This is a genomic window from Pseudodesulfovibrio hydrargyri (assembly GCF_001874525.1).
Classification (GTDB): Bacteria; Desulfobacterota; Desulfovibrionia; order Desulfovibrionales; family Desulfovibrionaceae; genus Pseudodesulfovibrio; species Pseudodesulfovibrio hydrargyri.
In genome coordinates this window covers 2,287,257-2,300,141 of record NZ_LKAQ01000004.1, presented here as the reverse complement: position 1 = coordinate 2,300,141, position 12,885 = coordinate 2,287,257, and the positions used below count along the sequence as shown (strand labels likewise).

The 12,885-nt window shown below is 66.6% G+C and carries 13 protein-coding genes; 5 read left to right on the top strand and 8 right to left on the bottom strand.

The genetic code is table 11. The annotated features are described in order from the left end of the window. Window positions 1–18 precede the first annotated feature (18 nt). Entirely contained in the window at window positions 19–333 is a 315-nt protein-coding gene (locus BerOc1_RS14900; RefSeq protein ID WP_071547143.1) for a zinc-ribbon domain-containing protein, read from the top strand. A gap of 130 nt (window positions 334–463) precedes the next feature. Here the strand turns inward: BerOc1_RS14900 and BerOc1_RS14895 are convergent, their stop codons facing one another. The 5 genes from BerOc1_RS14895 to BerOc1_RS14875 form a co-directional block, all read right to left on the bottom strand. Next, complete coding sequence (locus BerOc1_RS14895; protein ID WP_071546446.1) at window positions 464–1,009, bottom strand: hypothetical protein; 546 nt, start codon at window positions 1,007–1,009, stop codon at window positions 464–466. Between the two features lie 18 nt (window positions 1,010–1,027). Next, window positions 1,028–1,240: a DNA-binding protein gene (locus BerOc1_RS14890; RefSeq protein WP_084641613.1), complete on the bottom strand. Its 213-nt coding sequence runs from the start codon at window positions 1,238–1,240 to the stop codon at window positions 1,028–1,030. 100 nt (window positions 1,241–1,340) lie between these two features. Next, a complete protein-coding gene (locus BerOc1_RS14885) occupies window positions 1,341–2,144 on the bottom strand; it encodes a metal ABC transporter permease (RefSeq protein WP_071546445.1) in 804 nt (267 codons plus the stop codon). Continuing rightward, entirely contained in the window at window positions 2,141–2,953 is an 813-nt protein-coding gene (locus BerOc1_RS14880) for a metal ABC transporter ATP-binding protein (protein ID WP_071546444.1), read from the bottom strand. Before BerOc1_RS14880 ends, BerOc1_RS14885 begins: the two co-directional genes overlap by 4 nt. Before the next feature lie 71 nt (window positions 2,954–3,024). Beyond that, window positions 3,025–4,050: a rhomboid family intramembrane serine protease gene (locus tag BerOc1_RS14875; RefSeq protein ID WP_071546443.1), complete on the bottom strand. Its 1,026-nt coding sequence runs from the start codon at window positions 4,048–4,050 to the stop codon at window positions 3,025–3,027. Between the two features lie 114 nt (window positions 4,051–4,164). On the opposite strand from BerOc1_RS14875, the gene BerOc1_RS14870 reads away from it, so the two are divergent. Continuing rightward, window positions 4,165–5,262 carry a glycoside hydrolase family 3 protein gene (locus BerOc1_RS14870; RefSeq protein ID WP_071546442.1) on the top strand — a complete coding sequence of 366 codons (1,098 nt, stop codon included), beginning with the start codon at window positions 4,165–4,167 and terminating at the stop codon, window positions 5,260–5,262. A gap of 179 nt (window positions 5,263–5,441) precedes the next feature. Here the strand turns inward: BerOc1_RS14870 and BerOc1_RS14865 are convergent, their stop codons facing one another. From BerOc1_RS14865 to BerOc1_RS14855, 3 genes are all read right to left on the bottom strand, one after another. Beyond that, on the bottom strand, window positions 5,442–5,915 hold the full coding sequence (locus BerOc1_RS14865; RefSeq protein WP_084641610.1) for an META domain-containing protein: 474 nt from the start codon (window positions 5,913–5,915) through the stop codon (window positions 5,442–5,444). 127 nt (window positions 5,916–6,042) lie between these two features. Beyond that, entirely contained in the window at window positions 6,043–7,389 is a 1,347-nt protein-coding gene (locus BerOc1_RS14860; protein WP_071546440.1) for a TrpB-like pyridoxal phosphate-dependent enzyme, read from the bottom strand. Window positions 7,390–7,682: 293 nt separating this feature from the next. Then, entirely contained in the window at window positions 7,683–8,414 is a 732-nt protein-coding gene (locus BerOc1_RS14855) for an SIR2 family NAD-dependent protein deacylase (RefSeq protein ID WP_084641607.1), read from the bottom strand. Window positions 8,415–8,573: 159 nt separating this feature from the next. On the opposite strand from BerOc1_RS14855, the gene icd reads away from it, so the two are divergent. From icd to BerOc1_RS14840, 3 genes are all read left to right on the top strand, one after another. Continuing rightward, window positions 8,574–9,716 carry an NADP-dependent isocitrate dehydrogenase gene (icd, locus tag BerOc1_RS14850; RefSeq protein ID WP_071546438.1) on the top strand — a complete coding sequence of 381 codons (1,143 nt, stop codon included), beginning with the start codon at window positions 8,574–8,576 and terminating at the stop codon, window positions 9,714–9,716. A 291-nt stretch (window positions 9,717–10,007) separates the two neighbouring features. Beyond that, window positions 10,008–11,600, top strand: coding sequence for an acetolactate synthase large subunit (locus BerOc1_RS14845; protein ID WP_071546437.1), 1,593 nt, complete (start codon window positions 10,008–10,010; stop codon window positions 11,598–11,600). 140 nt (window positions 11,601–11,740) lie between these two features. Further along, entirely contained in the window at window positions 11,741–12,829 is a 1,089-nt protein-coding gene (locus BerOc1_RS14840; protein WP_071546436.1) for a class I SAM-dependent methyltransferase, read from the top strand. The last annotated feature ends 56 nt before the right edge of the window (window positions 12,830–12,885 follow it).

The following is a 12,885-nucleotide window of genomic DNA, read 5'->3' as shown; positions in this document are numbered from 1 at the left end:
GGCGGCCATAACCTTCCTGTGATCACCTGCACCAAATGCGGAACCAAGAGCTCCGACGACACCCTGGCCTGTCCCAAATGCGGCAACAAGCTCCAATCCTCCCGCCGCGCCGCCCCGGACAACGGAGCCCGAACCGACGCGCCCCTGGAGCCCTTCCGCCACCACGGCGTGCCCGGCGACCTCATGCGCTCCCTCAAGCGCATGCTCGAGGCCTGGGCCTACGTCCTGATCCTCGCCGGCGTGGCCGCGTCCTGCATCGTCTACAGAATCTGGTGGCCCCTCTACCCCGCCGTCGCCTTCATCGCCCTCCTGCTCTGGCTGCGAAAGGTGTAGGACGCCTCCCCCTTCCCCCGGACTCCCATCCTCCTTTTCCTCCTAAACTTTTTGTGCAGCTTCGCGGGTGAGGGGTGCGAAAAAAGCCCCCGCATTCATGCAGGGGCTTTCGTTTGCCGTTGGGCTTGAACTATTGGGCCGGAGGCGCGGCAGGAGTTCCCTGTCCGTTCTCCCCGTTCTGGACGGGCTGATCTTCCGGGGGCAGGACCTCCAGCGCCTTTTGGAGGTCCTCCTCGAGCAGGTCGGGAATGGGGCGATCCCAGAAGTTCTGTTCCTTGACGTCCTCTTCGGTCTTTTCCGTGCAGCAGACGATGGGATCGGTGCGGGTGCACTCCGAGGAGGAGTATTCGACCACTGCGCATTTGCTGGTCTTGTCGAAAGCGTAGGGAATGGTCCGGGTGAGCTTGAGGAATTCCCGGCCCTGGACGCGGATCTTGTCGCCCGAGATGCCGACCACGAACCGGGCCTCCTGCTTGGCGTAGAACACGGAGAACAGGTAGATGTTGTCCCTAACCTTGGTCACGTAGTTGATCTCCTGGGGGTCCTTGCACAGGATGCGCCCCAGAACCTGCTTGCCGAGGCAGATGTCCATGTCCGCATAGTCGGAGGCCGGGGCCGGAATCGCGGCCAGGGCAATGGCCAGGGCCAGGGCCAGAGCGGTGAGGATGCGTCGCATTGTCCTTCCTTGGTTGCCTTATCCCAGATCGAGGAAGAGCTGGAACCCCTCGGGATCGCGGGTTTCGCACCGTTCCTTGCAGCCGCAGCAGCGGTAGTGGCCCTTTTTCAGGTACCACTGGGCCTTCCACGAACAGTCGCAGTTGAAATACTCGTACACCGAGGCGTCAACCGCGCCCCGGTACCGGGTGTATCCTTCCTGTTTGAGCTTGTCCTTGTATTCCATGGTCATGCGCCGGGCCGTTTGTCAGGCCTTGGGCCAGGAAAAGATGTACACCCGCTGGGGACAATTTGCAAAAGCCATTCCATGGGAAAAAACAACCCCTTGCGAACTAGGCGGTTTTCTGCGGGATGAGCAGTGAAATGAAGAAGCCCACGGCGGCCACGGCGATGATGGACGCCCCCGAGGTGATGTCGAGCGCGTACGAGATCATCAGCCCGCAGACCGTGAACACGGCGGACAGGATCGTGGACACCACCATCATGACCCGGAGCGAACTGGTCCGCCGCTCGGCGATGAACGGCGGAATGGTCAGCAGGGCGATGACCAGGATGAGGCCGACCACGCGGATGATCATGACCACGCTCAGGCCGACCATGACGATGAGCAGGATATACAGAAAATTGACGGGCACGCCCCTTGAACGGGCGAACTCCTCGTCGAAGCTCATGACCGTGAAGCCCCGGTAGAAGACCAGGACCAGAACGATGACGATGGCGGCCAGCCCGGCCATGAGCCACAGGTCCGAGCGCGGCACGGCCAGGATGGAGCCGAACAGGTAGCTCATCAGGTCCACGTTGTAGCCCGGCGTGAAGTCGAGCAGGATGATCCCCAAGGCCATGCCCGCGGCCCAGATGACGCCGATGACCGTGTCCACGCGCTCCCGGGCGTGCAGGGTGACCAGGGCCATGATCAGGGCCATGCACACGGTGAAGGCCGAGGTCACGGGCAGGACCGGCAGGCCGAGGATGAAGGCCAGGCCCACGCCGCCGTATGAGGCGTGGGCGATGCCGCCGGAAATGAAGACGATGCGGTTGACCACCACCAGGGAGCCGATGATCCCGCAGATGAGGCTGGCCAGAAGCCCCGCGGCCAGGGCGTTCTGCATGAAGTCGAAGCCGAGCACGTCCATCATCGCTCGCCGCCTTCTTCCGTGTCCGCCTGTTCGTGGGGGGCGAGCACGCGGTGCGGCACGTGGCCGTGGGTGACCAGTTCCACCGGGCAGCAATGGTCCCCGGACCCGCCGTAGGCCATGGTGAACATGTCGTCGGTGATCTCCGGGGCCTTGTGAAAATGCAGGGTCCGGTTGACGCAGGCCACGGACTTGACCCCCGAGGCCAGGGACGAGATGTCGTGGCTGACCATGATCACGGTCATCTCCTTGTTCAGTTCGTTGAGCAGGGAGAACAGGACCGTGCGGCTGGCCGAGTCCACGCTGGCCGTGGGCTCGTCGAGCAGGAGCATCTCCGGACTGTCCACCAGGGCGCGGGCGATGAACACGCGCTGTTTCTGGCCGCCGGACAGCCGGGCCAGGCCGCGCCCCTGGTAGTCGAGCATGCCCACCTTTTTCAGGGCCTGGCGGGCCTTGTCGTGGTCGATCCTGGAGTGGCGGCCGGACATGCCCTTGAATCCGGGCTTGACCGTGCCCATGCAGACCGCCTCGAGCACGGTGATGGGAAAGGAGCTGGCGACCACGGTGTGCTGGGGCAGGTAGCCGATGCGCCCCCCGGCATCGCCCGGACGCAGGCCGAGCACGCGGATGGTCCCGCTGTCCGGCCGGATCAGCCCGAGCATGAGCTTGAGCAGGGTGGATTTGCCCCCGCCGTTGGGGCCGAGCACGGCCAGATAGTCGCCGCGCTCGATGCGCAGATCGACGTTCTCCAGCACCGGCAGGCCGCCCGGCGAATAGTTCAGGCCCTGTATGTCGACAACGGGCTCAGCCACGTGAAACTCCTGGTGAAACGATTTGGATGGACATCCTTACCGATCAAGGCAGCCTAGCACAAGCCCGGAAATCATGCCAGCCAGGCCCAGACCCAGGCGGCCACCGGCATGAGCAGGGCCGCCGCGTACAGCCGGGAGTCCGCGCCCTTGTCCGGCAGCCCCCGGCGGGTGGCCGCGAGTCCGGTCAGCGCTCCCAGCCCCAGGCCCGAGGCGAAGCCGAAGAGATGCGCCCCCAGGTCGGTGTTGCCCTCCCCGTTGCCCGCGCCGAGCATGGCCAGCAGCCCGAGCCCCGCGCCGAACGGGATGAGCGCCGTGCGGGTGAAGCGCAGAAAACGCCTGAGCCATGAGCCGTTGCCCAGCCCGTGCAGCCCGCCGCCCACGCCGAACGGGGTGATCCCGGCCAGCACCCCGGCCGCGCCGAAGGTGGCCGTGGAAAAGCCGATGGCGTCGTGGTGCACGCCCAGGACCAACGAGTTGAACAAATTGCCCAGCACCCCGGAAACCATGGTCAGCAGCCAGGCCGCGCCCGAGCCGAGCCGCCGCGCGGCCAGCCAGATGAACACCCCGCCGATGACCGCGTTTCCGGCCACGTGCGGGCCGTCCGCGTGCAGGGTCAAGGCGGTGCACAGCCGCCACCACTGGCCCGACAGGATGGCCCCGGCGTCCGCGCTGCCAAGCCGCACCCACAGGTCGGGGTACAACCCAAGGTTCGGGTAGGTCCGCGAATAGGCCCAATAAAAAAGCACGAACAGGGCCAGGCCGAACAGGGTCGGCTCCAGCCCGCCCACGGGCCGCAGGTCGGGCACATCCGCCTCGGTCGGCTCCGGGCGGTTCTCCTCGAAATAGAGCTCGATCTCCTCCACGGCCCGGTCGGCATACCACTCCTGGACCATGACCGCCCAGCCGTCGCCCCGCTCGGCCGGGAGCCGCCGCAATCGGTGCGGCACATGGCGCGAGGACAGGACCAGTCCCCACAGCTGGGCCTCCCGGCGGGACAGGGGGGGTGCCTCCTCCCCGCGCGCCAGGAGCGCGAGGTCGATCCAAGCGTGACGCAGGACGCGGCGGAAGAATCCGGGATGGACGGTTCGGGCGTGCATGCCGCAATGTATAGGAAATCCGGCCCGGCGCAAACCGGTTTCGGCCTTGCGCCGCGCGGCGGCCCGCCCTATGCTGGCCCGGACCCGCAACCCTCAAAGCCAACGAGTCCCGCCATGCGCATCCGCCTCGCCGCCCTGCTCCTGCTCCCCCTCTTCCTGCTCCCCTGCCCCGGCGCGCGCGCCGCCGACCTGGACACCATGATCGGCCAGATGATCCTGGCCGGGTTCCGGGGCTTTTCCGTGGACGAGAACTCGACCATCATGCGCGACATCCGCGAGCGCCATCTGGGCGGGATCATTCTCTTCGACTACGACATGTCCCTGGGCTCCGGCCGCCGCAACATCCGGACCAAGGACCAAGTCAGGAAGCTCATCGCCGACCTCAAGGCCAACGCGGACATCCCCCTGCTCGTGGCAGTGGACCAGGAGGGCGGCAAGGTACAGCGACTCAAAAAGACCTATGGTTTCAAGGAAACCCCGTCCGCGGCGGCCCTCTGCGCGTCCGGCGACGCCGCGGTGCGCGCCGCCGGGGCCACGGTCGGGACCATCCTCTCGTCCGTGGGCTTCAACCTCGATTTCGCCCCGGTGGCGGACGTGAACGTCAACCCGGGCAGCCCGGCCATCGGCAGGCTGGGCCGCAGCTTTTCGAGCGATCCCGGGCGGGTGGCCCGGTGCGACGCCCTGTTCATGGACGGGCTGCACGGCGCGGGCGTGCTCTCCTGCCTCAAGCATTTCCCGGGCCACGGATCCGCGGGGACCGACTCCCACAAGGGGCTGACCGACGTGACCGACGCTTGGTCCGAGGCCGAACTGATCCCCTACCGGGAACTCATCGCCGGCGGCAAGGTGGACATGATCATGACCGCCCACATCTTCAACGCGCATCTTGACCCCGAATACCCGGCCACCCTGTCGAGAAAGGTCATCACCGGCCTGTTGCGCGGCAGGCTCGGCTACCGGGGCGTGGTCGTCACCGACGACATGGACATGGGAGCCATCGCCGACGAGTACGGCCGGAGGGAGGCCGTCCGCCGGGCCGTCGAGGCGGGCGCGGACATCCTCCTGTTCGGCAACAACCTCGCCTATGACGAGCACATCGTCGAGAAGGTCCACGCCGTCATCCGCTCCCTGGTGGACGACGGGACCATCCCGGAGGCGCGCATCGAGCAGTCTTATGAAAGGATCATGCGGTTGAAGGCCCCGCTGGGATAAAAATCAGGAGTTGAAGGCCGCTTCGCGGCTATGTCCGGGTGATTTCGCCTCCGGCAGGCAAGGGTTCGCACCCTTGCATCCCATATTGCGCCTTCGGCACGGGGAGTTATTGAAAACAAAACCGCCGGTCGCCTTTTGCGGGCGACCGGCGGTTTCAGACTCCTCGAAGCGGGCCCTATCTACCAAAACAATCCTTCGGATGCGCCGGAGGTGAACCGCATTTCGCTCTGGCTCTCGGTCAGCAGGATCAGTTCGCCCGGGTCGGTCTGGGTATTGATGCGGCGCACCGTGGCCAGGTAGGTCATGTAGGTGTACTCGCGCTCGTCCTCGGCCGGGCCGCAGGACTTGTGCGCGGAGGTCGTCAGGGTGCCGAACTCCAGATAGTCGTCGGTCAGGGTGTAGGTGCCCGTGAAGGCGTTGCACCCGCCGAATCCCTCCACCGTGCCGTCGGCGTTGAACTTGATGGTCCGCGCCGGATCGTCGGCAAAGTCCCGGGACACGATCCTTCGCAGGGTCCAGGTCTTGCCGACCAGGGCCTGGCGAAGGGCGTTCTCGTCCATGACCGGGGTCTCGTGGGTCCCGCATGCGCCAAGGGCGGCCAGGGCGGCCAACAGCAGCGCCGCGCAACACATTCTCTTCCATAGGGTCGGCATCGTTCGTCTCCTTGATCAATGAATACGGGACCATGATTACCAGGGGCGCGGCCCGGTTGCAAGGAGACAGGAAAGCCCCCGGCGCGGAACTCCGTGCCGGGGGCGGCATTTGCGGGCTTGCGGGCCGCTATTTCACGTCCGGGCAGGCCTTGAGCGCCTCCTCGATGTCGCGCTGGGGCAGCTCGAAGTTGGTCAACAGCCCCTGGTTGAAGGCGTCGTACGAGGCCAGGTCGAGCATGCCGTGGCCCGAGTACAAGAAGACGATGACGTCGTCCGGGCCGGCGGTCTTGGCCGCCTCGATGGCCCCCTTGATGGCATGGGATGTCTCGGGCGCGGGCAAAAAGCCCTCGGTCTGCATGAACAGCTTGGCCGCCTCGAAGCAGTCGGTCTGAAAATAGGCCACCGGGTCGCACAGCCCTTCGTTGACGATGTTGCAGACGATGGGCGCGTCGCCGTGGTAGCGCAGCCCGCCCGCGTGGATGGGCGCGGGCATGAAGTCGTGGCCCAGCGTGTGCATCTTGACCAGCGGGGTCAGCCGGGCCATGTCGCCGAAATCGTAGCGGTACTCGCCCCTCGTCAGGGTCGGGCACGCCTTGGGCTCCACCGGTATGAACCTGACCGGGTCGCCGTCGAGCTTCTGCGGCAAAAACGGCAGGACCAGGCCGCCGAAGTTGGAGCCGCCGCCCACGCAGCCCACCAGGTGGGTGGCCTTTTCGCCGATCATCTCGAGCTGCTTCTGGACCTCCAGACCGGTGATGGTCTGGTGGATGATGACGTGGTTGAGCACCGAACCGAGCGCGTACTTGGTGTCGTCATGGGTGGCCGCGTCCTCAACGGCCTCGGAAATGGCCAGGCCGAGCGACCCCTTGCAGTCCGGGTCCCTGGCCAGCATCTCACGGCCGGTGCGGGTCTGGTCCGAGGGCGAGGGGTAAATGGTCCCGCCGTAGGTGTTGATGATCATCTTGCGATACGGCTTCTGCTCGTAGGAGACCTTGACCATGTAGACCACGCACTCCATGCCGTACTGGGCGCAGGCGAAGGACAGGGCCGTGCCCCACTGCCCCGCGCCGGTCTCGGTGGCCAGCCGTTTCACGCCCTCGATCTTGTTGTAGTAGGCCTGGGGCACCGAGGTGTTCGGCTTGTGCGACCCGGCCGGAGACACGGACTCGTCCTTGTAGAATATCTTGCACCTGGCCCCGATGGCCTTTTCCAGCCGGTCGGCGCGCACCAGCGGCGAGGGCCGCCAGATCTTGTAGACGTCCAGGACCTCCCGCGGGATGTCGATGAACCGGTCCGCGCTCATCTCCTGGGCGATGAGCGAATCCGGGAAGATCGGGGAGAGCATGTCCGGGGTCAGCGGCTCCATGGTCTCCGGGTTGAGGGGCGGAGCCATGGGCGTGGGCAGGTCCGGCATGGGGTTGTACCACCGGGTGGGCATCTGGTCCTGAGGCAGGAAAATCTTCTTCACAAACATATGTTCCTCCGAACAATTGCGCGTTGCGGCCGAATCGGGTGAAAGCTTCCCGGCTCCCCGTCCCGGTCCGCGCGTTGACGAAAAAAACCGCTGGCGACAAACCAGCGGCTTTCCGATGTCCAACCGCGCGCAAGCACGCCGCCGCCCGGACAGGCGGCGGATCGCTTCAGCGCGCGTCTAGGAATCGGGCCGCTTGACGTTACGCCACCCGCGTCCACAAAAATAGTTGTATGATATGGGTGTTTGCATAGTCGAGTTCACTACGCGGGAACAGCCCGCAATGTCAATGGATTCTACTCTGCCAGCCCGGCGGCCAGCTCGGGCAGTATCTCCCCGGCCGGGCCGTGCAGGGCGAAGTCCATGAACCCGGTATTCGGGGTCGGCTCGGCGTTGATCTCCACGGTCACGGCCCCGTGGTCCTTGGCCAGCTGGTAAAAGGACGCGGCGGGCTGGACCATGTTGGAGGTCCCCACGGACAGGAACACGTCCGCCTTGCCGATCTGCTCGATGGCCAGCTTGAGCACGCCGGGCGTGAGCGGCTCGCCGAACCAGACCACGCCGGGCCGCAGCAGGTGCCCGCAGACCGGGCAGTCAGGCAGTTCCGGCAGTTCGGAGAAGTCCTCGCGGGCATGGGTGCAGACCGTGCAGCGCACCTGCCACAGGGAGCCGTGCATCTCGACCATCTTGCGGCTGCCCGCCCGGACGTGCAGGCCATCCACGTTCTGGGTGATCAGAAGAAAATTTCGGATCTGGCGCTCCATGGCCGCCAGGGCCCGGTGCGCCGGGTTGGGCCGGCAGTCGGCCACCAGCCTGCGCCGCCAGTTGTAGAACTCCCAGACCAGTTCCGGGTGCGCTGCGAACGCGTCGGGCCGGGCCAGGTCCTCGGCCCGGTAGTGCTTCCACAGCCCGTCGCGGCCCCGGAAGGTGGGCACTCCGCTCTCGGCGGACACCCCCGCCCCGGTCAGGACGACCACCCGCCTGTCCCCGCTCAACAACGCCTTGACCATCTCCAGTTCAGCCTGCACGATATTTCCAACCATCCGTCATATTGTCATGTTGTCGGCCGAATCCCGCGCCCGGCCGACCGTTCCGGGGCCGGGCCGCTTGCAATCCGGCCGAATAAACGTCATAGTCCGCTACTTTATTTCACAACAGTCCCGACCATATCGCCCGAGGAGGATCCATTGGCTACTAGAACTGTCTATTACATCGAAGGTGACGGCATCGGTGCCGAAGTGTGGGCCGCCGCGCGCCCCGTTCTGAACAAGGCCGTGGAGATGGCCTACTCCGGGGCCAACAAGCTCGACTGGCAGGAGCTGCTGGCGGGCGAGAAGGCCTTTGCCGAGACCGGCGAGTATCTGCCCAAGACGACCATGGACGCGCTGGCCCAGGCCGACCTGGCCATGAAGGGGCCGCTGAACACGCCGGTGGGCAAGGGCTTCCGCAGCCTGAACGTGACCATGCGCCAGGTCTTCGACCTCTACGCCTGCATCCGTCCCATCAAATATTTCAAGGGGATCGAATCCCCGGTCAAGCGCCCCGACCTGGTCGACATGGTCGTGTTCCGCGAGAACACCGAGGACGTGTACGCCGGTATTGAATACCAGTCGGGCTCCCCGGAAGCCAAGAAATTAATCGAATTTCTCGTGGACGAACTCGGCGCGAACATCGACATCACCGCGGGCGTGGGCATCAAGCCCATCACCCCGGCGGGTTCCAAGCGGCTGGTCAAGAAGGCCATCGACTTCGCCATCGCCGAGGGCCGCCCGTCCGTGACCCTGGTCCACAAGGGCAACATCATGAAGACCACCGAGGGCGGCTTCCGCGCCTGGGGGTACGAACTGGCCGACGAGGAATACCAGGGCAAGGTCGTGCGCGAGGGAGCGGACGGCGAGGGCGTGATCATCAAGGACCGCATCGCCGACGCCATGTTCCAGAACGTGCTCATGTACCCCGAGCAGTACTCGGTCATCGCCACCACCAACCTGAACGGCGACTACATCTCCGACGCCCTGGCCGCGCAGGTGGGCGGGCTCGGCCTGGCCCCCGGCGTGAACATGGGCGACAAGCTCGCCTTCTTCGAGGCGACCCACGGCACCGCCCCGACCATCGCGGGCAAGGACCTGGCCAACCCCGGCTCCCTGATCCTGTCCGGGGCCATGCTGCTCGAGCACATCGGCTGGGGTGATGCCGCCGCGCTCATCCACGCCTCGGTGGAGAAGACCCTGGCCGCCAAGAAGGTCACCGTGGACCTGGCCTCCCAGATCAACGGCTCCACCCAGGTGGGTTGCAAGGAATTCGGCGAGCTCCTGCTGGCCAACCTGTAACCCCCTGTTCAACAAAATATTCCCGGCGGGCCGCGACCATGCGTCGCGGCCCGCCGTCTTGTTTTCGCGCCGACCGTTTTCCGCCGCCCCGCTTGACCCGCATCTCCCTCTTGGCTACCTTTGTGCATGGCGGAGATTGTTTTTCCGGTCGGGCCGCACGGCCGGTTTCCGCCGGGCTCCGCGCCCGCGACCGATCGCCCGCCTCTCCGCGAGACGCCGACCCTTCGGATTCCCGCTCCGGTCCCGCCCGGGACCGCCCACTCCACACGACACGCAACAAGGAGTCGAATCATGCCTGAACATACCCCTGACATAAGCGAAACCGGCCGGTGCACCGAGTGCAACGGCGCGGACAGCCTGCTCGCCACCCTGGTGGGCAGCGGCGTGGAAGTCTGCTTCGCCAACCCCGGCACCTCGGAGATGCACTTCGTCTCCGCCCTGGACCGCATCCCGGGCATGCGCGGGGTGCTCTGCCTGTTCGAGGGCGTGGCCACGGGCGCGGCCGACGGCTACGCCCGCATGACCGGCAAGCCCGCCTGCACCCTGCTCCACCTCGGGCCCGGCTTCGCCAACGGCATGGCCAACCTGCACAACGCCCGCAAGGGTTCGTCGCCGGTGGTCAACATCGTCGGCGACCACGCCACCTACCACGTGCGCTTTGATGCCCCCCTGACCTCCAACGTGGAGGGCTTTGCCGAGGCCATCTCCCACTGGGTCCGCCGTCCGCGCAGCTCCCGCACCGTGGCCGTGGACGCCGCCGAGGCGGTCCGCGCCGCGCGCATGTCCCCGGGCCAGGTGGCCACCCTGATCCTGCCCGCGGACACGGCCTGGCTCCCGGCCGAACGCCCCGCGCCCGCACTGGAGATCCCGGGCCCCGCACCGGTCTTCCCGGACGCCGTCGAGGCCGCGGCCAGGGCCCTGACCAACGGCAAGAAGACCGCCATCCTCATGCGCGGGTCCGTGCTCCACGGCGAGGGGCTCAACGCCGCCGGATGCGTGGCGGCCAAGACCGGGGCCACCCTGTTCTGCGACACCTTCACCACGCGCATGCGTTCCGGCGCGGGCGCGCCCGTGGTCGAAAGGCTGCCTTACCGGGGCAAGCACGTCCTGGCCCGGCTCGACGAATTCGAGCAGCTCCTGCTCGTGGGCGGGGAACCGCCTGTCTCCTTCTTCGCCTATCCCGGGCAGGAGAGCTGGCTGACACCGCCGCACTGCGCCATCCTGACCCTGGCCCACCCCGCTGAGGACGGCAACACCGCGCTCCTGGACCTGGCCGCCGCGGTCAGCGCCTCGCCCGACTGCGTGCTGTATCCGCTCGACCCGCCCGCCCTGCCCGGCGACGGGCCGCTGACCGCCGAGGCCGCCATGCGCACCGTGGCCGCGCTCCTGCCGGATGACGCCGTCATCGCCGACGAGGGCATCACCTCCAGCCTGCCCCACGCGAACATGCTCGCCACGGCCGCGCCCCACGATTACCTGTCCCTGACCGGCGGGGCCATCGGCAGCATCCTGCCGCTGTCCACCGGGGCCGCCGTGGGCGCGCCCGATCGCAAGGTGGTCTGCCTGGTGGGCGACGGCAGCGCCATGTACACGGTGCAGGCCCTGTGGACCCAGGCCAGGGAGAACCTGGACGTGGTCACCGTGGTCTACGCCAACCGCTCCTACGCGGTCCTCAACCATGAGCTCAAGCTGGTCCGGGCCGCGTCCACGGGCGACAAGGCGCTGTCCCTGCTCGACCTGCACGACCCGGCCCTGGACTGGGTGCGCATCGCCGAGGGAATGGGCGTCGAGGCCGTGCGCGCCGAAACCACCAAGTCCTTTGCCGACGCCCTGCGCTCCGCCCTGAGCGCCAAGGGACCCCGGCTCATCGAAGCCGTCATCTGACGCCACCCTGCGGCGGGCCGGGATCATCATCCGGCCCGCCGCCTCTTCCCGCACCGATACCCTCCAGGCATGGCATGAGACATGCATTTCTCCTTCGAATGACCGCAACCCGGCCCGCCGGAGGCACAAGGAGAGCACGCGTGTACCTGCAGGAACTGCAAAGAAACTGGAACACCTTTGGCCAGGAGGACCCTCTGTGGGCCGTGGCATCCTCCCCTGACAAGATCGACAATGCGTGGGATGTACAGGATTTTTTTGAAACCGGCAGCCGTTACGTCAACGGCATCGCCACGTGGATGGAAAAAAACGGACTTCCCGGGGGGAGGACCTCGGCACTGGACTTCGGCTGCGGAGTCGGAAGATTGACACAGGCGCTGTGCACCCATTTCAAGACCTGCGTGGGGGTGGACATCGCCCCGTCCATGCTGGCCAAGGCCAAGGAATTCAACAAATTCGGAATGCGCTGCGTATACCGGCTCAACGAGACCGACGACCTTTCCCTGTTCCGCGACCGCAGCTTCGACATGGTCCACACCGCGCACGTGCTCCAGCACATCCGCCCCCATGTGGCGGTCCGGTACATCGCGGAGTTCATCCGCGTGCTCAAGCCCGGCGGACTGGCCGCCTTCCACTGCCCCAGCGCCAAGGCCGTGTTCGCCTATCCCGAGGAGGGCGTGGCCTGCGCCCTGTCCTCCCGGACCGAGACCCTCGCCATGGAGCAAGGCACCACGCTGACCGTGCCCGTGACCGTGACCAATACCGGCGCGCATCCCATCGGCATGGACGGACAGACCAATGCACCCGTGCGCCTGGTCCACCACTGGTACAACGTCGATACCGACGAGATCGTCCACAACCACGGCAGGCTGAACCTGCCCCGGACCGTGCTCCAGCCGGGCGACTCCGTGGACATGGACTACCGGGCCGCCTCCCCGGCCGCGCCCGGCAACTACGTGCTGGCCATCACCGCCCTGGACTATCACGACAAGCCCCTGGCCGACCGCGCCGAAAGCCGGTGCACCGTTTTTGTCCTGGTCCTCCCGGCCACCGGCCGCCCCGGAGGACAGGCCCCGCTGGCCGCCGCGCGGCCCTACAGCGAAACCCACGCCATCCCGGAGGAGACCGTGGAGCGGACCGTGGCCATGGCGGGCGGCCGCATCGTCGAAGTGCAATCCAGCCAGCCCCTGCCCGGCGGACAGGTCAGCTCCCTCTATTACGCCACGCGCTGAGACGGTTTTCCCGCATACGGCATCCCGATTCCGGCCGCTGTTTTCCGTTTTAGACC